The following is a 24,299-nucleotide window of genomic DNA, read 5'->3' as shown; positions in this document are numbered from 1 at the left end:
CCGGCCAGTTCCAGGCCCCGAACACCGAATACGGCAGCGGCCAGTTCCCACAACCCGACCCCGGCCAGTTCCAGGCCGGTGGGCCGGGGCAGAACCCGCCGGACTCCTTCGCGGTCGGCGGTCCACCGACCGGGCAATATCCGCAACAGGATCCGAACTTCTTCCCGGGTCAGCCGAACCCGGAACAGCAACCGTACGCACCCCCGCCCCAGCCCACCGGTGGCTACGCACCGCCGTCCGCTCCGCAGCCGGGTTCCGTGCCCGCGCCGGAGAGCGAACCGGGCGGCCCTATCTACAGCTGGGCACCGCCACCGATGCCGGCCGCGCCGCCACCCGTACCGCAGCCGCAGTACCAGCCCCCACCCCCGGCCGCGCACAATCCGCCGACCGGGCAGTTCCAGCCTCCCGCGTGGGGCGATCCCGGCCGGCCGCCGGCCCCGCAGCAGCCGCCCCAGCAGCAGTTCCAGCAGCCCGGCCGGCCGGGGCCACAGGGTCAGCCGGGGCAGCAGCAGTTCGCGCCGCGCCAGATGCCCGAACCGGGCCAGCTCGGTAATTCGGTCAACGACCTGAACCTGCTGAAACGCGCCCGTAAGGCACCGCGCAGCGGTTGGCGGCGGGCGGTACACAAGGTGTCGCGGGGTGCGATCAACCCGGGTGAATCGGCCTCCGATGTCGTCCACCGTGACCTGGTGAGCCGGGTGAACGCGCCGGTCTACGGCGATTTCCGGATCGCGATCCTCTCGCTCAAGGGCGGTGTCGGCAAGACCACCACCACCGTCGGCCTCGGGGCCACCTTCGCGTCGTTGCGGGGCGACCGGGTGATCGCGATCGACGCCAATCCCGACCTGGGCACCCTCGCCCACCGGGTACCGCGCCAGACCCGCTCGACCGTGCGCAACCTGCTGGAGGACCAGAACATCACCCGCTACTCGGATGTGCGGGCGCATACCTCGCAGTCACCGAGCCGGCTGGAGGTGCTGGCCAGCGAGCAGGACCCGGCGGTATCCGAAGCGTTCAGCGAGGCCGACTACCGGCGCGCGATCGGGATCCTGCAGTCGTTCTACAACATCATCCTCACCGACTGCGGTACCGGGCTGATGCATTCGGCGATGTCCGGGGTGCTCGATATGGCGAGTTCACTGGTCCTGGTGACCTCTCCTGCCATCGACGGCGCCCGCAGCGCCTCGGCCACCCTGGACTGGCTGGATTACCACGGCTATTCGCATCTGGTGCAGCAGACCGTGGTGGTGGTCAACGCGTCCCGGCGCGGTTCCACCTCGGTGAACCTGGACCATCTGCGCCGGCTGTTCCTGGACCGCACTCGCGCGGTCCAGGTGGTGCCCTTCGACGACCATCTCGCCGAGGGTGCCGAAATAGATCTGGAACTGGTGAGCAAACCGACCAGGCAGGCCCTGCTGGAGCTCGCCGCGATGGTCGCCGACGATTTCGCCAATGTGGACGGTTACCCGTACGGCAACCGCTACTGATCGACAGCGGGCGGCGGTTCGGCGGTGACCCGCCGGGCCGCCGCCGCGAACGAGTCCAGTACCGCGGCTATCGCGGGACGGTTCTCGGCGCGCGGCCTGGTGACCAGGTCGTAGAGGCGGGCCGCCCGGACCCCGGACAGTCTCAGCTGGGACAGCCCCGGGTGGGTGACGACGTAGCGGGGCATGAGCGCGACACCGTACCCGGCGCCGACCAGGGTCTCGATCATCCGAAAATCGTTCAGTCGCTGCACGATTCGCGGTTCCACACCGGTCACCGTGGCGATCGATCGCAGCACGTCGTCGACCGGGAAACCCCCGCGCACGCTCAGCCAGGCCTCCTTGGCCAGTTCCTCGGGCGCCACCGCGTCCTTTCCGGCCAGCGGATGGCCGGGTGCCACCAGGACGTCTATGGGTTCGCGCATGAGCACCCGGGAACTCACCCGCGGTCCGGAAACCGGGGCGGCACGTTCGTCGCGGTGGGTCAGGACGATGTCGTAGTCGGCGAGCAGACCGGGCGTCTCGTGCGGCGGCACATCCTCGTCACCGGCCACGATATCCACCCCGCTACCTGCCATCGCGGGAAGTACATGGGGCAGGAGCAGCGCACCGCCGGAAGGGAAGACCCCCACCCGGACCTGGCCGCGCGGTGATCCGCGATAGTGCGCCATCTCCGCGACGGCGCGCTCCAGTGCGGCGAGGACCTCGTCGGCCCGCACCACGAGAGCGTGCCCGGCGTCGGTGAGGCGGACCCGGCGGCCGCTCGGCTCGAGCAGTGCGACGCCCGCCTCCCTGGCCAGCACCTTGAGTTGTTGTGACACTGCCGACGGTGTCATGGACAGGGCGGCGGCGACCGCGCCGATCGTGCCGCGGTCGGCGAATTCACGCAGGATACGGAGCCGTTCCACCGAGAGTGAGGAATGCGCACCAACCATTAAGCGATACTAAATCATCAATCCATAACAATTCGTTTGTGCTCACAGGTTGATACATCCCATGATTATTCGGTGACCTCCCGTGACCGCGCACTCGCCCTGACCGTCATTCTCTTGTGGGGTCTCAACTTCCTCGGTATTCGAGTTGGACTCGACCACCTGCCGCCGTTCTTCTTCGCCGCACTGCGATTCGCGGTGATCGCGATACCGGCGCTGCTGTTCATCCCGCGCCCCGCCGTCCGGATGCGCTGGCTTCTGCTGTACGGCACGGGTTTCGGAATGCTGCAGTTCGCGTTCCTGTTCACCGCCATGCGGGTGGGCATGCCCACCGGCCTGGCCTCGCTGGTCCTGCAATCCTCGGCACCGTTCACCGTGGTGCTCGGGGCGCTGCTGCTACGCGAACGGCTGCGGCCGGTACAGATCGCCGAACTCACCGTCGCGGTGGCGGGAATGGCGGTCATCGGCTGGAACCAGTTCGCGCACGCCGCCCTGCTGCCGGTGCTGCTCACGCTGGCGGCCGGACTCGGCTGGGCCCTGGGCAATCTCGGCGCACGGCAGGCCGGGGTGGAAGCGCCGGACACCAATCCACTACATCTCACGCTGTGGATCACGGCCGTACCGGTGCTACCGCTGTTCGCGCTCTCGATTCTCTGGGAAGGCCCGGCCACCGGTATCCGGGCACTGGCCGGCACCTTCTCGGCGGACGGCTGGCCCGCACTGGCCGGCCTGGTCTACATCGTGGTGCTCGGCACGATCGTCGGGTCCGGTCTGTGGACCTACCTCCTGAGCCGGTATCCCGCCGGCAGCGTCGCGCCGCTGTCGCTGCTCGTGCCGGTGGTCGGGTTCACCGCCGCGTGGATCTTCCTGGACGAGACACCGGAACCCGCGAGCCTGATCGGCGGAGTGATCGTGATCGCCGGAGCGTTCGCGGCGACAGCCGGTGCCCGTAAGACGACGCCACCGGAGCCGGCCGGCGATACGGCCGCCGTGCCCACGGCGGAAATCGGTACGGCCAGGACACTGGAACCCGCCGTGAGATGAGGCGCCGCCGCATCGATCGCGCGGTCGGTGCGCCGCCGCGGCCGGATCCCGTTTAAAGTGGGCGCGATATCGAGTCGGCTACCCCGGGTAAGGCAGCAGCAGACAACATGGCAGAGCATCGGTGGCCCGCGTCGGGTGCCGCGAAGGTTCCAGGTCGATCTGCCGGGGTGGGCGCATACACCCGGCGAACTGTGCTCCGCGCCACCGCGGCCGCGGGCATCGGGGCGGCGGCCGTAGCCGCACTACCCGGCGCGACCGCCCGGGCCCGGCCCACCGCACGAGTCGCCGTGCTGGGCGGCGGCGTCGCCGGGCTCACCGCGGCCCACGAACTCGCCGAACGCGGCTTCGCGGTGACCGTGTACGAACGCCGCGCGCTCGGCGGCAAAGCACGCAGCATGCCGGTACCGGGCACCGGGACCGAGGGCCGGCCGGACCTGCCCGGCGAGCACGGCTTCCGCTTCTTTCCCGGCTTCTACCAGCACATTCCCGATACCATGCGGCGGATCCCGTTCGAGGGGAACGCGAACGGAGTATGGGACAACCTGGTCGGTGTCCCCGACGCCCGGTTCGCCCGGGCCGACGCCGACGATATCCGCACGCCCCTCGGTTTCGGCCGCGTGGACACCGCGTCGCCCGAAGGGATGCGGGAAAGCCTGGCCTCGGTCCTGTCCACCACGCTGAAGATGACACCTGCCGAGGGTTTGTTCTTCGCCAACCGGCTGCTGGTCTTCAACACCAGTTGCGACGCGCGCCGCTTCGGTCAGTGGGAGCACACGGCCTGGTCGGATTTCGTGGGCGCCCACGCACGGTCACACGAGTTCCGGGCCCTGGTCTCGCGCACTCTCACCAGCTTGCTGGTCGCGGCCAAGGACGAACTGGCCAGTGTGCGCACCATCGGGTCGATGGGTGAGCAGTTCCTGGGCAACCCGATGCAGATCGGCCACGACGGCGACCTGGACCGGGTGCTCAACGGCCCCACCAATGTCGCGTGGATCGACCCCTGGGTCGCGCGGCTGCGCGAACTGGGCGTGCGGTTCGAGGTCGGCGCCGAAGTGCGGGGACTGGAGGTCCGGGACCGGCGCGTCACCGGCGCCCGGATCGTCACCGGATCCGGAGCGGCCGAGACCGTGACAGCGGATCACTTCATCATGGCCCTGCCCGCCGAACGCGCCCGGGACCTGTGGAACGCCGACATCCTGTCCGCCTGGCCACAGCTGGCATCGATGAGCCGCCTGTTCACCGACTGGATGAGCGGTATCCAGTTCTACCTGCGCCACCGGCCCGGACTCGGCAGCGGCCACGCCGCCTATATCGACTCCCCCTGGTCGCTCACCTCCATCGCGCAGAACGCACTGTGGTCGCGCAAACTGGACCAGTACGGCGACGGGACGGTCCTGGACTGCCTGTCGGTGGACATCTCCGACTGGAACACCCCCGGCATCCTGTTCGGCAAGACCGCGAAGGAATGTACGCACGAGGAGATCGCCAAGGAGACCTGGGCGCAGATCCTCGCGCACCTCAACGACCGCGACCAGGTGCTGGGTGACGCCGACCTGCACTCCTGGTTCCTCGACCCAGGAATCACCTGGAACGCCGAGCGCGCGGAGAACGCGAACGCCGACCCGTTGCTGATCAACACCGCGGGCTCGTGGGAACTGCGACCCGAACCGCACGGCGGTGTCGAGAACCTCTTCCTGGCAGGTGATTACGTGCGGACGAACATCGACCTGGCCACCATGGAGGGCGCCAACGAATCCGCCCGGGCGGCGGTGAACACGCTGCTGGAGGTCACCGGTTCGAACGCCCCCCGCTGCCCGACCTACACGCTCTGGCGAGCCCCGGAACTGGAACCCCTGCGCCGCGCCGACGCCGACGCGTACGCGGCCGGACGACCGAACGCTTTCGATATCCAGTTCTGAGGGTCCCGATACCACTTCCCGAAATGGAGAACGACGGCGAGGGCGAGCCACGGCGACCCGACTACAATCCAGGCCTTACCAGAGGCCGCCGGTCGGTCTCGGTCCGCTGACCACCATCGGGGCTTCTTGCAGAGAGCAGTGCATACGGAATGATCGCCAGAACGCTGGCAGACATCTGCCGGCGCGCCTCCGATGATCTCGTCGCGACTTTCAAGCACGAGGCAGCGGCCTACCGGCACAGCACAGGCGCGAGAACCGACAATCTGAGGTATTTGACAGGCGCTGTCGACAACCCGGCACACATACGAATCTGGAGTCGGTATCTACCGCCCGCCGATCAGATCAGACAGTTTCCAGTACCCATCGATCGTGCGTTCCAGCTACTCGAATGCAAGGGCTCGATACCCCGCGCGACCGATCCGGCGGTCTACTGGAACGAGCTGAGGCGTGACGTCTCCGCCCTCTCCGTGCACGAACTGGAGACACTCAGGCATCTGACAGCCATAAACCGCAGACTCGACGATATCGCGGCGGCGCGCGGGCTCGACCCCACGCGGTTCCGCGCCGATATCACCGCTGACCTCAGAATGCTCCTCGCCGGGAAATCCGTGGCGATACGCGTCAGGCCCGATACCCTGCTCGCTGTCCTGAACGACGGACGTTTCAAGACTCGATTCGAGACCGGGAAATCCGCCGGCGGCACCAAAGACGATGGACGCGCTCAACTGGAGCGGACCTGGTGGGGTTATGACCCGGAAAGGTTGCCCGCCCACTTACGCCCGGTATACGGATATGTAATGGTGAACGGCGAGTACGTGGCGTCGACCGGGCCATACGGTCTCGGCTGGTGGGAAAGACTGGAAGATTCCAAGTGGGCGCTGGGCATCGGCAGCTCCGATATGCTCAGCGCATACGGCGAAATACAGGTGGTCCTCAAGGCCGACATTGCGCAACGGACCACATTCACCGTGGGCGATAGCTGGAATTATCGGGAATCGACCTTTCCGTCACATATGCTCAATCCCCAGCCCGAGTCGTTCAACGCCCTACAACCGCCGCTCGGCTCCCGCCCCGAGCCCGGCGGCCTGTACCGCTCGGAGTTCCCGCTCCTGACTGTGGACCGGCAATACCAGACACCGTGGTTCACATCCTCGGACTTCGTGGAAGCCCAGATCCACGGCGGGGTGGGTGTGCACGATATCGATCACGTACTACTGCCTCGGGACCCGACACCCGAACTTCGCCGCGCCCTCGACGGATCGGGCGTTCCATGGCGGGTGTTCAACAACGAGACGATCGCGCGCGAGGGCACCCTGGCAGAGCGCACCGCCGCCCGGGAGCGATTGGTGGCGCAGAGACGCTGGATCGACGACCGGATCGAGGTCTACAACGAAACGACCGGCGCCACCCGGGGCGAGGATCCGCACTTGGATTCGGCCTATGCAAGGCGTAGAGAACTCGGTACCGAGATAGAGATGCTCACCCGATCCGAGAATCGGGCCGGCCGCGGCTCCGAGGTCGAATCGCCCTCATAGCGGGGACAGTCCTTTCGCCTACGGCGAGTCGAAGGGACACACCCAACTGCCGGGACTCGTTTCACACGATGGAACGACCGTACGAACTGCCCTCGTTCACCGCCGAACCAGGACCCACCACAGAGGCGATTCCCGAGGTCGGCACGGACGCACTGTCACCGTGATGTGAACTCCACCGCGCCACGCGAGGGCGCGCCGGAAGGATCATTAGACTGCGCGGCGTGGCAGAGATATCGGTGCGGGGGCGGCTGGCCCTCGGGGTGGCCGGCGCGGCGGCATGGGCCTCCCGCAAGGCGGGCCGTGGCAACGGGTCGATGATCGGCGGATTGCTCGCGCTGAAGATCGACCCGCAGATCATGAAGCAGCTGGGCCGGGGGCGGCGTACCGTGCTGATCACCGGCACCAACGGCAAATCGACCACCACCCGGATGACCACCGCGGCGCTGAGCACGCTGGGCGAGGTCGCCACACAGGCCGACGGCGCCAATATGGACGCCGGGATCGTCTCGGCGCTCAATGTCCACCGGGATGCGGCGCTGGCCGCCATCGAAGTGGACGAACTGCATCTTCCGCATGTCACCGACGCCCTCAAACCGGAGGCGGTCGTCCTGCTGAACCTCAGCCGCGACCAACTGGACCGGGTCGGCGAGATCAATATGATCGAACGCCGGCTGCGCTCGGGGCTGGCGCGGCATCCGGACACCGTCGTCATCGCCAACTGCGACGATGTACTGGTCACCTCCATCGCCTACGACCATCCGAATGTGGTGTGGGTCGCCGCCGGCGGCGGCTGGGCGATGGACGCCACCAGCTGTCCGCGCAGTGGGGAACCGATCCTGTGGGAGGGCACCCACTGGTACAGCACCGGTGCCGATTTCGCTCGGCCCCAGCCGGATTGGTGGCTCGACGGCGACAAACTCTGCGGTCCCGACGGCGTCCGGCTGCCGCTGCGGCTGGCGCTGCCCGGCCGGGCGAACCGGGGCAACGCGGCGCAGGCGGTGGCCGCGGCGGTGGCCCTGGGCGCCGATACGGAGCAGGCCTGCGCCGCCACCGGCACCGTACGGGAGATCGCGGGCCGCTACCGCACCGTCCAGGTCGGTGAACACGCCGCCCGGCTGCTGCTGGCCAAGAACCCGGCCGGCTGGCAGGAGGCGCTGTCCATGATCGACCACAGCGCCTCGGGGCTGGTGATCGCGGTGAACGGGCAGGTCCCCGATGGCGAGGACCTTTCCTGGCTGTGGGATGTGCGGTTCGAGCATTTCGAGGATGTCCACGTCGTCGCGGCCGGGGAGCGCGCCACCGACCTCGCGGTGCGCCTCACCTACGCCGGGGTGGCCCACACCACCGTCGCCGACCCGGTACGCGCCATCGCGTCCTGCCCGGCGGGCCCGGTCGAAGTTCTCGCCAACTACACCGCGTTCCGCGATCTCAACCGTGACCTCCAGGAGCGGAACCGATGAGTGATTCGACCGTACGCATCGGCCTGGTGCTGCCCGATGTGATGGGCACCTACGGGGACGGCGGCAACGCGCTGGTCCTGCGGCAGCGGCTGCGGCTGCGCGAGATCGACGCCGAGATCGTGGAGATCACCCTGCCCGACCCCGTACCGGACTCGCTCGATATCTACACCCTCGGGGGCGCCGAGGACTCCGCTCAGCGCCTGGCCACCCGCCATCTCCTGCGTTACCCCGGACTGCAGAACGCGGCCGGGCGCGGCGCCCCGGTGCTGGCGATCTGCGCGGCGATCCAGGTCCTCGGCCGGTGGTACGAGACCTCGAGCGGCGAGCGGGTGGAAGGCGTCGGCCTGCTGGACGCCACCACCTCCCCGCAGCAGACCCGCGCGATCGGCGAAGTGACGACGAACCCGCTGATCACCGGCCTGTCCGCACCTCTCACCGGATTCGAGAACCATCGCGGCGGCACCACCCTGGGCCCGGACGCCACCGGCCTCGCCCGGGTGACCCGGGGTGTCGGTAACGGTGTCGGTGACGGACTCGAAGGCGTGGTGCAGGGCTCGGTCCTGGGCACCTACATGCACGGCCCCGCCCTGGCCCGAAACCCCGAACTCGCCGACTACCTGCTGTGTCGCGCTCTCGGCGTGGACTCCCTGCCCCCGCTGGACCTGCCCGAGGTCGACCAGCTCCGTCGCGAACGCCTGCGCGCCTGAGGCGCGTCACCGGGGGCCCGGCCGCACACCGGGCCACCAACCGGTGACCAGCGCGGAATGTTCTGCCGGGGGTGCCTCTACCCGGCCGGGGCCACAGGGGCGGCGAATACACTGCCGGGGTGAGTTACGACCATGTGCTGTTGCCATCCGGTGTCGCTTCCACTCCCGAGGAGGTCGACGCGTACCTCACCGCTCAGCAGGGGCTGCCCGCGACCGCGGAGATCGCGGCCATCGCGGCCGAACTCGACTCGCGCAATGCCGAGCTACCCGAAGAGGACGGTTTCCTCAGCGTCACGCCGTTGGAGGGAACATCGACCGGGGCCGTACTCCCCGTGTCCAGCCCCTACGACGCGATCGGATTCGTCCGGGAGCTGCTGTTCCAGCTGGCGACCCCGCAGGACTACGCGATCTACGATCCGCAGCTGGTCTGGTTGATCGACCCCGCGGGGCATATCCCGGTGAAGGTGACCCACGGCGGGGCGGGGGAGTTCCCCTATCTGACCGAAGCTCTGGCCACCATATGGGTACGCGAACTCATCGAGCCCAACCCGTACCTGATCGTGGAACGCGCCCCCGAGATCTACATCCAGACCTATCGGGATTCCGCCGAGGATTTCGCACTGGAATATCGGGACGGCGGGTCCGACCGGCATTTCGTGACGCAGATCTCCGGACCGGATGCGGTGGCCGCTCTCATCTGGGACTGGGCGCGCGGCGATCGCACCCGGCTCGACGAGCTCACCTGGGAGCCGCTGCAGTTGTAACCGCCGCGACCTCGGTCGCGGCGGACCTCACAGCGCGCGGCGGCCCGAGAACGCCCGGCCCAGGGTCAGTTCGTCGGCGAACTCCAGGTCGCCGCCCATGGGCAGGCCGGACGCGAGCCGGGTGACGGTGAGTCCGGGAAAATCGCGCAGCATCCGCACCAGGTAGGTCGCGGTCGCCTCACCCTCGGTGTTCGGATCGGTGGCGATGATCACCTCGGTGACATCCACCCCGTCGTCCTGGCTCCCGATGCGGGTCAGCAGTTCCCGGATCCGCAGCTGCTCGGGGCCCACCCCGCTCAGCGGGTCCAGCGCACCGCCCAGCACGTGATAGCGGCCCCGGAACTCCCGGGTCCGTTCGATCGCCGGTACATCCTTGGGTTCCTCGACCACACAGATCATGCTGCGGTCGCGACGCGGATCGGCGCAGATCCGGCACAGCTCGCCGTCGGCGACCGTGCCACACTGCGCACAGAACCGCACACCGTCGCGGATCTTCTGCAAGACCGCCTGCAACCGGTCGAGCTCGGGCGGTTCCACCTGCAACAGATGAAAGGCGATCCGCTGCGCGCTCTTGGGACCGACGCCCGGGAGTTTCCCCAGTTCGTCGATGAGATCCTGGACCGGACCCTCGTACACCGCGATTCCCCGGCGCGATCAGAAGCCGGGCAGACCCGGTGCGCCGCCGGCCAGGGGCCCGAGTCGTTCGGCCGCCAGCTGCTGGGCATTGGCCATGGCGTCGTTGACGGCGCCGATCACCAGATCCTGCAAGGTTTCCACATCTTCGGGATCGACCGCCTTGGGATCGATCGTCAGCGACTGCACCTCACCGGTCGCCTTGATCGTCACCCGGACCAGACCGTTACCGGCCTGACCGTCCACTTCGGCCGCGGCGATCTCGGCCTGCGCGGCCATCACCTGCTCCTGCATCTGCTGGGCCTGCTGGAGCAACTGCTGCATATCGAACTGACCATCGGGCTGCACGGGATTCCTCTCTACGGACGGGTCACAATTCAGCCTAGACCGCCTCGGCTGCCGATTCCGCCGCCACCCACGCCGCCCTAAGATCGAGTTCGCCGGCGCGATCGCGCCGTGCCGAAATGCCGATTGTTACTGGAGCAAACTGTGTCCAAGGGATATTTGCTGGGTGCGCTCATCATGGTATCCGGCGTGTTCCGCGCGGCGACCGCCGAAGCCGACCCCCACGAGGTGATCGACCACGGCAACGGCTGCGTCATCGATCCCACCGCACCGGCGGTCACCATCGACTCCTTACGTGCGCACTGCACCGCCCGGCAGCACGCCGAGATCTACCTGGCCGCGCAGGCCGGGGCGGTACCGTCCGGGGAGAAGAACGGCTGGGTGACCTCCAGCTCGGTCGTCGAGCCCATCGCGCCCACGTTCTGGCTCGGCAAAACCTTCGACACCGGCCCCGAGGGGGGCAAGTTGATCAACCGGGTCACCGGCGCCGATATCGAGGGCTGGCCGGCCGAGGTCTACCTGGCCCCGTCCCGCGAGGACGGCGAACCCACCTGGGTGCTCGACTACACACCCGCGGTCACGCCGCAGGTCTACGACGAGATCCGGGAGGTCGTGCCCGGCGTATGGCTCGGTTATTCCTGGTGGCGTAGCACCTCCCGGACTCCGGTCCTGCTGTCGTTCGTCCTCGCTTGAGGAAGAATTGTCGGTGGGCCCACCGATGATGCAGGAATCCAACTCGTTCGAGGACAGGACCGCACCATGGCACCGACCATCGCCTGCACCACCTATGACTGCGACAACGCCGCCGAACTGGCGAACTTCTACGCGCAACTGCTCGACCATCCGGTGGACGCCGAAGCCACCGAATTCTTCGCGACCGTAGGCCGCGCGACGGGTATGACCCCGCCACTCATGTTCGTGAAGGTGCCCGATCGGACGCCGGGCAAGAACTCGATTCATCTGGATCTACTGGCGACCGACCTGCCGGCCGAGATCCAGCGGGCGCTGTCCCTGGGCGCGGAACACATCGGCGACTTCGGCGAAGCCGGGATGAAGTGGACGACACTCGCCGATCCCGAGGGCAATCTCTTCGATATCGCCGCCCTCCCCTGACGGCTCCGGCCGGGATGGCCGCCACGGTAGCCGGATCGGGCGGTCACCGGGCGCGGAACTCGGATCCGCCCCGGCGACCGCCCGATCCGGACGGGCTACCGCATCAGGCGAGTTCGCCCTTCAGGTTGGCCAGCACCTCGGCCTGGATCTTCCGCAGGCCCAGCGGGGCGAAAATGCCCTCGAAGATGCCCTTGACCCCGCCGGCGCCCTGCCAGGTGGTCTCCAGGGTGATCGTCGAACCGGTTCCGGCCGGGACGACGGTCCAGGTGTTGACGAGCGAGGAATTGGCATCCTTCTCGGTGACGACATTGTCGGCGACCGAGACCTGCGCGCGGATATCGCGCACTCGTTTCTCGGTGGCCTGCAACGTCCATTCGGCGACGGTGCCGTCGCCCTGGCCACCCTCGACCACCTTGTAGTCGCGGTAGTGCGCCGACAGGATCTTCGGGCGCACCTCCGTGTAATCGGTGACCGCCGCCAGCGCGCGCTGCGGGTCTGCGGCGACCTCGATCGAACTGCCGGCTTTGACCTGTCCCACGGTGAACTCCTTATCGGGATGTGTTCTGACAACCCCAGTATCTCTGCCCCGCCGCCGGTGGGGCTGTGTCTTTTTGGCGCGCCTTCGGCGCGCGGGGTCGAGGCCCCCTCGGTCCCGCCGTTCAGGCCTCGAGACTTGCGATGTGCGGTGGGCCGTCCATTAGAGTGCGACCATTGAGCACCTTCGGCCAAGGGGAGACGGGCCTCGACCTTTTCAGGGCCTCGTAAAACTCGGCACCGAAAGGGTGGCTCCTGCTCGTGGAAGCGAGCAGACACCAGGTCAGCCAGGCGGTCGAGTCGGCATCCGACCCGGCCGTCGAATGCCGACGCAACCCCATGTGTCGAGTCTTACGAGACACCTCAAAGGGTTGAGGCCCGTCTCGCCGTTTCGGCCTCGAGAGCGCCCGCGCGAAGCGCAAGTCTCGAGGCCGAAACGGCGAGACCAAGGGGGCCTCAACCCCGCGCCGCCGCAGGCGGCGCCAAAAATACCGACAATTCAGGAATAGCGGTCAATACCGGTGAACAGTTCTTCGAACACGGTGCAACGGATATGTGACATTTCGCCACCGACAATCCCCCCGCTGTGGCCGCTCGAGACCGAGTAGGACTAGCGTCTAGACGTGGCAATGAGTCTGTTGGGGAAGGCCGGCCACGGTCCGGCCGCATATGAATCCGGGTTCGCCGCATATCGGGCAGGTGTCGATCGCCTGCTCGCGAGCTATCGTGCCATCCCGGCCGACGCCGACGTGCGACTGGCCAAGAAGACTTCCAATCTCTTCCGCGCCCGGGCGAAGAACACGGCACCGGGGCTGGACGTCTCGGGTCTCACCCGGGTGATCGAGGTCGATCCGGATACGAGAACGGCCGACGTCGCGGGTATGACGACCTATGAGAAGCTGGTGGCGGCCACGCTGCCCTACGGCCTGGCGCCGCTGGTGGTGCCGCAGCTCAAGACCATCACCCTGGGTGGTGCGGTCACCGGGCTCGGCATCGAATCGACCTCCTTCCGCAACGGTCTCCCGCACGAATCGGTGCTGGAGATGGAGGTGCTCACCGGGGCCGGCGAGATCGTCACCATCGGCCCGGACGGGCCGGACGCCGAACTCTTCCGCGGTTTCCCGAACTCCTACGGCACGCTCGGCTACACCACCCGCCTGAAAATCGAGCTGGAACCGGTACTGCCGTATGTCGAGTTGCGCCATCTGCGATTCCGCGATCTGCGGGAACTCGAATCGGTCCTGGACCGGGTCGTACTGGAACGCAGCTACGACGGTGAACGGGTCGACTACCTGGACGGGGTGGTATTCAGTGCCGAGGAGAGCTACCTGACGCTGGGCCGGCAGACCGACGAGCCGGGCCCGGTCAGCGACTACACCGGCATGGACATCTACTACCGCTCCATCCAGCACGACGGCCCGGCACCCGAGCGCGACCGGCTGACCATCCACGACTATCTCTGGCGGTGGGACACCGACTGGTTCTGGTGCTCGCGCGCCTTCGGGACACAGAACCCGAAGATCCGCCGCTTCTGGCCGAAACGCTACCGGCGCAGCAGCTTCTACTGGAAACTCGTCGCGCTGGACCACCGCTACAACATCGGCGACAAGCTGGCCGCGCGGAAAGGGCAGCCGCCGCAGGAACGCGTGGTGCAGGACATCGAGGTCCCGGTGGAGCGCACCGCGGATTTCGTGGAGTGGTTCCTGCGCGAGATCCCCATCGAACCCATCTGGTTGTGCCCGCTACGGCTGCGCGATTCCGGCAGCCCGGACAGCGATCGCCCCTGGCCGCTGTACCCGCTGCGACCCGGGCGCACCTATGTGAATATCGGCTTCTGGTCGGCGGTTCCCAAATCGCCCGGCCGGTTGGATGGCGCGGCGAACCGTGCCATCGAGAAAACCGTCACCGAATTCGACGGACACAAATCCCTGTACTCGGACTCCTTTTACGAGCCCGAGGAATTTGCCGCCCTCTACGGCGGTGAAAGTTACAAAGCATTGAAGAAACGCTACGATCCCGGCCAGCGTCTGCTGGATCTGTACTCGAAGGCGGTGCAACGCAGATGACGACATTCAAGGATAGATCCGATGCTTTCGCGGACCTGGGTAGTCGGCTCAGTATCGCCGAGGTCGTCGAGACCTTGGTCGACGGCGATGTTCCCATCAAGCTGACCGCCTACGACGGCAGCACCACCGGGCCGGTGGATTCCGAATTCACACTCGATATTCGCAACCCGCGCGGAATCAACTATCTCGCCAACGCCCCGGGTGATCTGGGTCTGGCCCGCGCCTACATATCCGGCGATATGGACGCGGCCGGGGTGCACCCCGGCGACCCGTACGCCATCCTCGCCGCCATGACGGACCTGAAATTCAAACGTCCGTCGGCACTGTCGCTGGTGGCGATCGCCCGCTCGCTGGGCTGGGAGCGGCTGCGCCCGGTGCCGCCGCCGCCGCAGGAGACGCTGCCGCGCTGGCGCCGGATCGCCCTGGAGGGGTTGCGGCATTCCAAGGCCCGCGACGCCGAGGTCATCCACCACCACTACGACGTCTCGAATACGTTCTACGAGTACGTGCTCGGCCCGTCGATGACCTACACCTGCGCGTGCTACGGCGAGCGGGATTGGACGCTGGAGCAGGCACAGGAGAACAAGTACCGGCTCGTCTTCGAGAAACTGCGGTTGAAGGAAGGCGATCGCCTTCTCGATATCGGCTGCGGCTGGGGCGGCATGGTCCGCTACGCCGCCAAGCGCGGGGTCCGGGTCATCGGTGCCACGCTCTCGGCCGAACAGGCCGCCTGGGCACAGAAGAAGATCGCCGAGGAGGGTCTCGGCGAGCTGGCCGAGGTCCGCCATTCCGATTATCGCGACGTCACCGAAACCGACTTCGACGCGGTGTCCTCGATCGGGCTGACCGAGCACATCGGTGTCCAGAACTACCCGTACTATTTCCGGTTCATCCAGAGCAAGCTGCGGGAAGGTGGCCTGTTCCTGAACCACTGCATCACCCGGCCGGACAACACCCGCACCACCAAGGCGGGCAATTTCATCGACCGGTACGTGTTCCCCGACGGGGAGCTCATCGGCTCCGGGCGCATCATCAGCGATATCCAGAACGTCGGCCTCGAGGTACTGCACGAGGAGAATCTGCGCGAACACTACGCGTTGACTCTCGCCGAGTGGTGCAAGAACCTGGTCGCCAACTGGGATGCGTGCGTGGCCGAGGCCGGCGAGGGCACCGCCAAGGTGTGGGGTCTGTACATGGCCGGTAGCCGGCTCGGTTTCGAGCGCAATGTGGTCCAGTTGCACCAGGTACTCGGCGTGAAACTCGGGCCCTCCGGGCACCCCGAAGTACCGTTGCGTCCCTGGTGGCAGCCGTAACCGACTGCTCAGCCGAGCAGTTCGTCGAGGAAGCGGATCGGGACACGGATCTCGCCCAGAGTGCGGACCGTGTCCGTTCCGTCCGGCGTGGTGACCGGCAGGTCGTCGCGCACCACGCGCAGGATCTCGCGTACCGCGGGCCCGGCGTCCAGTAGCGGCCGGGTCCAGCCGAGTTCGGCGCAGGTGGAGACGGCCGGCGCGAGCAGGGCGGCCGATTCGCCGACCCAGCCCGCGGTGGCCAGGCATTCGGCGAGCAGCAAGGACATATCGAGCTGAGCCCGGGGTCGACGCTGTTCGCCGGTGCGCCCGTACAGGGCCCGGGCATGCCGGGCCGCGCGCTCGTGCTCCTGCCGGTCTCCCGACTCGAGCAGGGCCCGGATAACGGTGATCTCGCCGGCTTCGATGTTCAGCACGGTCGGCGCGCCGGCAGAGCCGGAATCACGAACCCGTCCGGTGACTTTCGCCAGGCCGCGCGCGGTGCTGTCCGCGGCTTCCGGCCGATCGCCAGGGCCCGGCGCCACGATGCCCAGCCGGATCTGCTCGGCCCGGATATGAGCGGCCAGCCGGGACAGCTGGTGATCGGCCGCGATCCGCGACCCCTCGGCCAGGCGCACCGCCGCCGCGGTGAGATCGCCGCGCAGCGCCTTCACCCGGGCCCCGGTCACGATGGTGGCGATGAGTGATTCGATCGGGCCGATCCGCGCGACCAGCTGGTAGCTCTCGTCGAACAGCTCCTCGGCGGCGCGCAGATCGCCGCGCCGGTACTCCAGTTCGCCGAGGAGTCCGGCGACGGCCCGTGCACCGTGCGAGCGTGGCCCGGACCGGGTCTGCGCCGTCTGGTAGGCCTGCCGGTAGGCGCGCAGCGAGGCAGCGATGTCGAGTTGCTCGTAGGCGATGATTCCACGGCCGCACCACGCGAAGATCTCCCCGAGCGGTTCGCGGGACCGCTCCTGGTACGGCCGCGCCCACTCCAGCATGGCCGCCGCCGCGGGATAGTCGAATTCGCAGATCCGGACGTAGGCGCTGATATTCGCCGCCGTCGCCACCGTCCACGCCGGGAGCTCGTCGGGATGCTTCAGCGATTCGGCGACCTGGTCGAGCACCCCGGCGATGCGGTCGTGGGAGATCTCGTCCGAGGCCGCGAGCACCGCGGCCTGGCATCGCTGGGTGCGTACCTCGGTGTCGTCATCCGGGCTGCGGGACAACACATTGGACAGCCGGTTCAGGGCCGAGCGCGCCGCGGTGGACTGCTGCAGGTTCACATTCGCGCGCGCCACCGCCATCAGCAGCTTCGACCGCGAAGCCACCTGCTGCATCGGCAACTTCGAGACCGACCCGAGCAGCGTCGCCACCCGCGAACCGTCGATCAGGTCCATACCGCCGCTCTCCAGCAGGTCGAGTGCGGTTTTGAAGTCGGTACCGGCCAGCGAATGGTCCACCGCCCGGCGCAACAGCTGGCGTTCGGCGAACCAGCGCGCGGCCCGCCGGTGCAGCGTCTTCACCCGGCCCGGCCGGGTCCGTTCCAGCCGGGCCCGCAGGTATTCGGCGAACAGCGGCTGCATCCGATACCACTCGGGGTCCTCATCGGTACGGCGCACGAACAGTTCCCGCCGCTCGGCCTGCTCGAGCAGGCGCGGGGCCTCGTCGCTGTCGGTGACCGCACTGGCCAAGGACCCGTTCGCGTGCTCGACCACGGCGAGATCGGACAGGAAGTCCAGCATCTCCGGTTCCAGGGTGTCCAGCACGTTCTCGGCGAGGTACTCGCGGATACCGTGCCCACCTTCGGACATCCGGTTCAGCAGTTCCGCGGGGTCCGGGTCGTCCCGCAGCGCCAGGCCGATCAGCTGGATCGCGGCGGGCCAGCCGTCGGTGCCGGCATACACCCGGTCGAGCTGGCCGGAATCGAGGGCGAACCCGTTGCGCCGCACCAGTATCTCGCCGACCTCGGCGCGGGTCAGGCGTAGTTGGTCGGAATCTATCTGCACCAGCTCGTCGTTCATCCGCATCCGGCCCATCGGCAGGTCGGAGGGGTCACGGCTGGTCACCACGAAGCGCAGATGATGACAGCCGCTGTCCAGCAGTGCCGACAACACCCGCAAGGCGCCCGGATCGGTGAGCCGGTGCCAGTCGTCGATGATCACGACCACCGGTTTCCCGCTGGTATGCAGTTCGTCGATCAGGCTCGATATCGCGAACGCGACGGTATCGGCGGGGCGCTCCTCGAGCATCTGACACAGCCCGGTACCGATCTCGGGCCGGACCCGGTTCACGGCCTCGATCAGATGGGCCAGGAACCAGACCTCGTTGTCGTCACGGCTGTCGATACCTATCCAGGCGACCGGGAGATCGAGTGCGGCGAGTTCGTCGCGCCACTGCGCGGCCAGGACGCTCTTACCGAAACCGGCGGGCGCGTGGATCACGGTGAGCCGGCGGCCGACCCCCTCACGCAGGATGTCCAGCAACCGCGGCCGGCGCACCGGTTCCCGGGGCGGCGTGGGCGGGCGGAACTTCGTGGCCGGGCTCGGCGGCAGCGTGGACGGCGAATGTTCCGGCGCGGAAGTACCGAGACGACCGGATGCACTGCTGTGCGGACCCGCTCCGAGCCCGCGCTTACGCGTACCGGGGGCACCGAGCGAGCTCGGCGCGGCGGCGTCCGTTTCCCTGCGGCCCGCGAGAGTCGGCGGCAGCAGCGGCCAACTGCGCCGCGCGGTCACCGCGGGCGCCCGGTCGTGGGCGGGCGGCACGGCGTCGACCGCCGTGACCTCGGGGTCCAGCAGCGCCATCTCGTCGGGCACCTGGTCGTGCGCGATCTGTACCGCTCGCAGCATCTCGCCGAACTCGTAGGCCGATGCCGGTCGTTCCTCCGGTTCCTGGGCCATGGCCTGTTCGATCACCGCCGCCACATCGGCGGGGATGTCCTGCTCGCGTAGATCCGGTACCGGCTGGGTGGTGATGCGGAGGAATTGCGCGACCACCCGCTCCCCCGCCTGCCTCTCGAACGCGGCATGGCCGGTGAGCAGGGCGAACAGGGTGGCGCCGAGCCCGTACACATCGGAGCGGACGGTGGGATCGGCGCCCTTGAGCACTTCGGGGGCGGTGAACGCGGGCGAACCGGTGATCTGGCTGCTGGACGTCCGGAAACCCCCCGGCATCCGGGCGATCCCGAAATCGGTGAGCTGCGGCTCACCGTAGGAGCTGAGCAGCACATTGGCCGGTTTCACATCCCGGTGCAGAATCCGCGTGCGATGCGCGCTTTCGATGGCGCCGGCCAGTTTCACCCCGACCCGCAGGGTATCGGCCCAGCTCAGCGGGCCCGTTTCATGGATGAGCCGTTCCAGCGACCCGTGCGTGGCAAATGGCATCACAATGAACGGCAGTCCGCTGGCGGTCACATCGACCTGCAGGATGTCGACGATATTGGGATGCCCCGACAGCCGGCCCATGGCGTGTTCCTCACGCAGGAACCGTTCCCGGCTCTCGGGGTCGAGATCGGAGGAGAGCACCTTCACCGCGACCACACGGTCCAGGACCCGCTGCACGCACCGATACACCACCCCGAAGCCGCCCCGGCCGATCTCCTGCGCTTCGGTGAACCCCAGAGCCGCCAGTTCCTCGGCGGTCCGTTCCGCTTCCTGTGGGTCGGCCTCCGCGGGAGCGGCGACACCCATGGTGGGCTCGGGCGTCACACTGCGCGCGGCACCGTGATCCGCCGATTCGGCGTCGGGCTCGGCGGATTCGGCATCCCGTGACACCACGGGATTCTCGGGGACAGCGGTATCCGCCGGACCGGCGGCGTCGGGAGCGGCGTAGGCGCTATCCGATTCGCGGCCCCCGGGGCCCGAACGCGTTCGTGGAGTCATCTCACCACCTCGCACTCGTAACGAATCGGCTGCGGCGGCGAATCCCGCCGCGCCGGCCGTTCCGGTCCTCACCTCCAACGTAGCGCGCCCGATACCTCTATGGGTGTTTTCGTCGGGCACGCGTGTCCTGTTAGCAGGCACGGATCCACGTTCATCCGGCCCCGGGCAAGCGATGCGCGACCGCGCAAAGAGCGGTCCCGTCCCGCGACCCGCCGACGCCACCTGGGCGGAACCCTCGTGATCATCCCAAGGTATCCACAGCTTTCCGGCTGTCCACACCGCCCTGCCCGATCACATTCCGGGTTCGTTCCGATGCCATAACACACGCCTCGAAGTCCGTGACCCCGCCGACCGCCCCCGCGCAATCGCAAGTGCCGAGCTCTACGCGACGCCTCAAAGGGTTGAGGCGCCGAAGGCGCCGCCAAAAACACCGCCCCGCCCCACCGTGCGGTGGGGCGGGCGGTGGGGTCCGGCCGGTCTCGCCGGGCCGGCGGCAGCCCAACTACTTACGCAGTGAAGCGGGAACCTCGAAGCGCTTGCCGTACTTCTTCGCCAGTTCGTCGGCGCGGGCCACGAAGGCTTCCTGGCCGCCGGGGTAGCCGACGATGAACTGGTGCACACCACCGGTCCAGGCCGGGAACCCGATACCGAAGATGGAGCCGATATTGGCGTCCGCGGTGGACTCCAGAACACCTTCGTCGAAACACTTCTGGGTTTCGATGGCCTCGGCGAACAGCATGCGGTCGATCAGGTCCTGCAGCGGCACGTCGAAACCGGCGGTGGTCTTGAAGTGCTCGCGCAGCTGCGGCCAGATGTTGAGCCGCTTGCCGTTCTCGTCGTACTCGTAGAAGCCGGCCTTCTCCAGGCGACCCGGGCGCCCCTGCTCCACCATGTAGTCGACTACGTCGATGGCCGGGTGCCGTTCGGTGCCCATGGCGGCGTCGCCCGCCTTGGCGGCCGCTTCGGTTTCCCGGGCGATCTTCTGCATGAGCTTCATGTTGAGCTCGTCGGTCAGCTGCAGCGGCGGTGCCGGGTAGCCCGCCTGCGAACCGGCCTGCTCGATGGTCGCGGGCTCGATGCCCTCGCCCAGCATGGCGATCGCCTCGTTGACGAAGGTGCCGATCACGCGGGAGGTGAAGAAGCCGCGGCTGTCGTTGACCACGATCGGGGTCTTCTTGATGGCGAGGGTGTAGTCGAACACCCGGGCCAGGGCCTCGTCGGAGGTCCGCTCCCCCTTGATGATCTCCACCAGCGGCATCTTGTCGACCGGCGAGAAGAAGTGGATGCCGATGAAGTCTTCCTGGCGCTTCACGCCCTCGGCCAGGCCGGTGATCGGCAGGGTCGAGGTGTTGGAGCCGAGCAGCGCGTCGGGGGTGACGATGTCCTCGATCTCCTGGAAGACCTTGTGCTTGAGCTCGGTGCTCTCGAAGACGGCTTCGATCACGAAGTCGACACCGGCGAAGTCGGCCACATCGGCGGTCGGCTTGATCCGGTCGAGCAGGGCCTTGGACTTCTCCTCGGTGGTCTTGCCCCGGGACAGCGCCTTGGCCTCGATCTTCTCCGAGTAGCCCTTGCCGCGCTCGGCCGCCTCGATGGTGACGTCCTTGAGCACGACCTCGTAGCCGGCCTTGGCCGATACGTAGGCGATACCCGCGCCCATCATGCCCGCGCCGAGCACGCCGACCTTCTTGATCTCCTTCTTCGGCACATCCTTCGGGCGCGAACCACCGTTGTTGATGGTCTGCAGGTCGAAGAAGAACGCCTGGATCATGTTCTTGGCGACCGGCCCGGTGAGCAGGTGCACGAAGTAACGCGATTCGATCAGCGACGCGTTGTCGATGTCGACCTGCGAGCCTTCGACGGCCGCGGCCATGATGGCGCGCGGAGCCGGCATATTGGCGCCCTTGAGCTGCTTGCGCAGGTTGGCCGGGAAGGCCGGCAGGGTCGCGGCGAAGGACGGGCTGGCGGGGGTGCCGCCGGGGATCTTGAAACCCTTCTTGTCCCACGGCTGGACGCCGCCCTCGGGGTTGGCCTTGATCCACGCCTTGGCGGCGGGTACCAGTTCCTCGATCGAGCCGACCAGCTCGTCGACCAGGCCGATCTCCTTGGCCTTGGCCGGCTTGTTGCGCTGGCCCTGCAGCAGCACGCCCATGAGCGCGTTCTGCAGGCCGAGCATGCGCACGGTGCGGATGATGCCGCCCCCGGCGGGCAGCAGACCCAGGGTGGCCTCGGGCAGGCCGATCTGGGAGCCGGGGACATCGGCGGCGATCCGGTGGTGGGTCGCGAGCGCGATCTCCAGGCCGCCGCCGAGCGCGGCGCCGTTGATGGCGGCCACGACCGGCTTGCCGAGGGTCTCCAGGCGGCGCAGAGCCGACTTGATCTCGGTCAGTTCGGCCATCAGTTCGGGCCCGTTGTCCGGTCCGACCTGCATCATGTTCTTCAGGTCACCGCCGGCGAAGAAGGTCTTCTTCGCGGAGGTCAGCACGACACCGGTGATGTCGTCCTTCTCGGCCTCGAGCCGATCGACCGTCGCGGTCATCGACTTCTTGTAGAGGTCGTTCATGGTGTTGGCGCCCTGGTTCGGGTCGTCCATCGTCAGCACGACGATGCCGTCCGAATCCTTCTCCCAACCGATCATGTTGGCTTCGCTCACGGTTTTTCTGTCTCCTCGGGAAGATAAGGGGTCGGGGGCGTCAGACGCGCTCGATGATGGTGGCCACACCCATGCCGCCGCCGATGCACAGCGTGATCAGGGCGTAGCGGGCGTTACGACGCTCCAGCTCGTCGACCATGGTGCCGGTGATCATGGCGCCGGTGGCGCCGAGCGGGTGGCCCATGGCGATGGCGCCACCGTTGACATTGAGCTTCTCGTCCGGGATCTGCAGATCCTTCTGGAACTTCAGCACCACCGAGGCGAAGGCTTCGTTGATCTCGAACAGGTCGATGTCGTCGACGGTCAGCCCGGCCTTGGCCAGCACCTTCTGCGAGGCCGGGGTGGGGCCGGTGAGCATGATGGTGCTGTCCGCACCGCTGGTGGCGGTGGCGACGATACGGGCGCGCGGGGTCAGGCCCGAGGCCTGACCGGCCTCTTCGGTGCCGACCAGCACGAGCGCGGCACCGTCGACGATGCCGGAGCTGTTGCCACCGTGGTGGACGTGGTCGATCTTCTCCACGAAGTGGTACTTCTGCAGCGCCACCGCGTCGAAGCCGCCCATTTCACCGATACCGGCGAAGGACGGGTTCAGCTTGGCCAGATCCTCCAGGGTGGTGCCGGGCCGCATGTGCTCGTCGTGGTCCAGCACGGTCAGGCCGTTGATGTCCTTGACCGGGACGATCGACTTGGCGAAGTAGCCGCCGGTGGTGGCCTTGGCGGCCAGATCCTGCGAGCGCACCGCGTAGGCGTCGACGTCTTCCCGGGAGAAGCCCTCGATGCTGGCGATGAGGTCGGCGCTGATGCCCTGCGGTACGACGTAGGTGTCGTAGTTGGTGGCCGGATCGAGCATCCAGGCGCCACCGTCGGAGCCCATGGGCACGCGGGACATGGACTCGACACCGCCGGCCAGGACCAGGTCCTCGAAACCCGAGCGCACCTTCTGCGCGGCCATGTTCACGGCTTCCAGGCCGGAGGCACAGAAGCGGTTGATCTGCACACCGCCGACGGTCTGCGGCAGGCCGGAGGTCAGCACGGTGGTGCGGGCGATATCGGAGCCCTGGTCACCGACCGGGGAGACGACACCGAGGATGAGGTCGGAGATCCGGTCCTCGTCGAGGTTCGGGAAGCGGTTGCGCAGCTCCTGCACCAGGCCGGTGGTCAGGTCGATCGGCTTGACCGAATGCAGCGACCCCTTCTTGTTGCGGCCGCGCGGGGTGCGGATGGCCTCGTAAATGTAGGCCTCTGTGGTCATATCGGAATGTCCCTTCGTAGGAATACGCCCACCCGCACCAGGCGGAGCGGACGCGAGTTACCTCGCCGACCGGCCGTTCGACCGACCGTCCGTATTCAGTTGAGCAGCGCTGACGGGCTGGTCACCCGCGCGGGCATACGCTGTACAAACCACGGCACGGGTAACCGAGGCGGTACCGAGCAGCCCGTACCTCACGGCCCACCATAGAACCTCGTCTCGCCGAAGTCCGCAGCTACCCGCCCATAGTACCGCCGGATGCGAACTCCGGTTAACTTAACGTGGTCGAGCCGGTGCTTGTCAACCGTTCAACGGGGTGGCGCCCAGCTCACTGGCCAGGAGCCGCAGCGCGACCTCGTCCGGGTCGCGCCGATCGCCCGGCGCGACCGGCTGTGCCGACTCCGCCAGCATCTCCTGCTCCTCCTCCGGAGTGGAGGCGGGCACGCTGTGCGGTGTGTAACCGTGATCACCCGGGTCGTCGGGCAGGTCCGGATAATCCGGGGGCGGAATGTCGTCGTAGGGACTCGCCGTTGCCGCCGCGGCGGCTCCGGACTTGGCCTGGCTCGGCCGGGAGAACCGCGGCCGGCGAGCCGGATCACCACCACCGGCCCGGGTACCCGCGCCCGGGCGCGCACCGCTCGCCTGCCCGGTACCGGCCGCAGCGGTGGGCGCCGGATCGGTGCTGTCG

General features: G+C 67.8%; 18 protein-coding genes and 1 pseudogene. 11 read left to right on the top strand and 8 right to left on the bottom strand.

Annotated elements, in window-relative coordinates; translation table 11 throughout:
• A partial coding sequence (locus ON38_RS01210; RefSeq protein ID WP_083872091.1) for a MinD/ParA family ATP-binding protein occupies positions 1-1,487 on the top strand: 1,487 nt, incomplete at its 5' end.
• Here ON38_RS01210 and ON38_RS01205 read toward each other — a convergent pair.
• Entirely contained in the window at positions 1,481-2,419 is a 939-nt protein-coding gene (locus ON38_RS01205) for a LysR family transcriptional regulator (RefSeq protein ID WP_039821648.1), read from the bottom strand. The two genes, ON38_RS01210 and ON38_RS01205, sit on opposite strands and share 7 nt — an antisense overlap.
• A gap of 72 nt (positions 2,420-2,491) precedes the next feature.
• On the opposite strand from ON38_RS01205, the gene ON38_RS01200 reads away from it, so the two are divergent.
• The 6 genes from ON38_RS01200 (at position 2,492) to ON38_RS01175 (ending at position 9,845) form a co-directional block, all read left to right on the top strand.
• Entirely contained in the window at positions 2,492-3,460 is a 969-nt protein-coding gene (locus ON38_RS01200; protein ID WP_083872090.1) for an EamA family transporter, read from the top strand.
• Between the two features lie 167 nt (positions 3,461-3,627).
• Entirely contained in the window at positions 3,628-5,379 is a 1,752-nt protein-coding gene (locus ON38_RS01195) for a hydroxysqualene dehydroxylase (protein ID WP_245563841.1), read from the top strand.
• A 272-nt stretch (positions 5,380-5,651) separates the two neighbouring features.
• Complete coding sequence (locus ON38_RS01190; protein WP_157181630.1) at positions 5,652-6,914, top strand: hypothetical protein; 1,263 nt, start codon at positions 5,652-5,654, stop codon at positions 6,912-6,914.
• Between the two features lie 221 nt (positions 6,915-7,135).
• Positions 7,136-8,374 carry a Mur ligase family protein gene (locus tag ON38_RS01185; RefSeq protein WP_083872086.1) on the top strand — a complete coding sequence of 413 codons (1,239 nt, stop codon included), beginning with the start codon at positions 7,136-7,138 and terminating at the stop codon, positions 8,372-8,374.
• A complete protein-coding gene (locus ON38_RS01180; RefSeq protein WP_039821643.1) occupies positions 8,371-9,081 on the top strand; it encodes a type 1 glutamine amidotransferase in 711 nt (236 codons plus the stop codon). The genes ON38_RS01185 and ON38_RS01180 overlap by 4 nt, the downstream gene beginning before the upstream one ends.
• Before the next feature lie 119 nt (positions 9,082-9,200).
• The gene (locus tag ON38_RS01175; RefSeq protein WP_039821642.1) at positions 9,201-9,845 is read left to right on the top strand and encodes a hypothetical protein; all 645 of its coding nucleotides are present in this window, start codon (positions 9,201-9,203) and stop codon (positions 9,843-9,845) included.
• 27 nt (positions 9,846-9,872) lie between these two features.
• Here the strand turns inward: ON38_RS01175 and recR are convergent, their stop codons facing one another.
• Together recR and ON38_RS01165 are read right to left on the bottom strand one after the other, a co-directional pair.
• Positions 9,873-10,481, bottom strand: a complete 609-nt coding sequence (recR, locus tag ON38_RS01170; protein ID WP_039821641.1) for a recombination mediator RecR — start codon at positions 10,479-10,481, stop codon at positions 9,873-9,875.
• Positions 10,482-10,499: 18 nt separating this feature from the next.
• A complete protein-coding gene (locus ON38_RS01165) occupies positions 10,500-10,826 on the bottom strand; it encodes a YbaB/EbfC family nucleoid-associated protein (RefSeq protein ID WP_039821639.1) in 327 nt (108 codons plus the stop codon).
• Positions 10,827-10,967: 141 nt separating this feature from the next.
• On the opposite strand from ON38_RS01165, the gene ON38_RS01160 reads away from it, so the two are divergent.
• Together ON38_RS01160 and ON38_RS01155 are read left to right on the top strand one after the other, a co-directional pair.
• Positions 10,968-11,516 (top strand): hypothetical protein, encoded by a 549-nt coding sequence (locus ON38_RS01160; RefSeq protein ID WP_245563840.1) that lies wholly within the window; start codon positions 10,968-10,970, stop codon positions 11,514-11,516.
• A 66-nt stretch (positions 11,517-11,582) separates the two neighbouring features.
• The gene (locus tag ON38_RS01155; RefSeq protein WP_039821638.1) at positions 11,583-11,936 is read left to right on the top strand and encodes a VOC family protein; all 354 of its coding nucleotides are present in this window, start codon (positions 11,583-11,585) and stop codon (positions 11,934-11,936) included.
• A gap of 103 nt (positions 11,937-12,039) precedes the next feature.
• Here the strand turns inward: ON38_RS01155 and ON38_RS01150 are convergent, their stop codons facing one another.
• A complete protein-coding gene (locus ON38_RS01150) occupies positions 12,040-12,474 on the bottom strand; it encodes an SRPBCC family protein (protein ID WP_039821637.1) in 435 nt (144 codons plus the stop codon).
• A 625-nt stretch (positions 12,475-13,099) separates the two neighbouring features.
• On the opposite strand from ON38_RS01150, the gene ON38_RS01145 reads away from it, so the two are divergent.
• Together ON38_RS01145 and ON38_RS01140 are read left to right on the top strand one after the other, a co-directional pair.
• Positions 13,100-14,536: an FAD-binding oxidoreductase gene (locus tag ON38_RS01145; protein ID WP_051164246.1), complete on the top strand. Its 1,437-nt coding sequence runs from the start codon at positions 13,100-13,102 to the stop codon at positions 14,534-14,536.
• On the top strand, positions 14,533-15,849 hold the full coding sequence (locus ON38_RS01140) for a class I SAM-dependent methyltransferase (RefSeq protein ID WP_039821636.1): 1,317 nt from the start codon (positions 14,533-14,535) through the stop codon (positions 15,847-15,849). Before ON38_RS01145 ends, ON38_RS01140 begins: the two co-directional genes overlap by 4 nt.
• Before the next feature lie 8 nt (positions 15,850-15,857).
• Here ON38_RS01140 and ON38_RS01135 read toward each other — a convergent pair whose 3' ends face one another.
• The 4 genes and pseudogenes from ON38_RS01135 to ON38_RS01120 form a co-directional block, all read right to left on the bottom strand.
• A complete protein-coding gene (locus ON38_RS01135; protein ID WP_039821651.1) occupies positions 15,858-19,517 on the bottom strand; it encodes a protein kinase domain-containing protein in 3,660 nt (1,219 codons plus the stop codon).
• A 694-nt stretch (positions 19,518-20,211) separates the two neighbouring features.
• The gene (locus tag ON38_RS01130) at positions 20,212-22,362 is read right to left on the bottom strand and encodes a 3-hydroxyacyl-CoA dehydrogenase NAD-binding domain-containing protein (protein ID WP_039821635.1); all 2,151 of its coding nucleotides are present in this window, start codon (positions 22,360-22,362) and stop codon (positions 20,212-20,214) included.
• Positions 22,363-22,402: 40 nt separating this feature from the next.
• A complete protein-coding gene (locus ON38_RS01125) occupies positions 22,403-23,614 on the bottom strand; it encodes an acetyl-CoA C-acetyltransferase (protein ID WP_039821634.1) in 1,212 nt (403 codons plus the stop codon).
• 297 nt (positions 23,615-23,911) lie between these two features.
• Positions 23,912-24,299, bottom strand: a pseudogene (locus tag ON38_RS01120) (DNA polymerase III subunit gamma/tau); the annotation flags it as partial.

It is taken from the genome of Nocardia testacea NBRC 100365 (assembly GCF_000308775.1).
GTDB classification, from domain to species: Bacteria; Actinomycetota; Actinomycetes; order Mycobacteriales; family Mycobacteriaceae; genus Nocardia; species Nocardia testacea.
The sequence above is the reverse complement of the archived record's forward strand: the minus strand, read 5'-3'. Positions and strand labels throughout refer to the sequence as shown.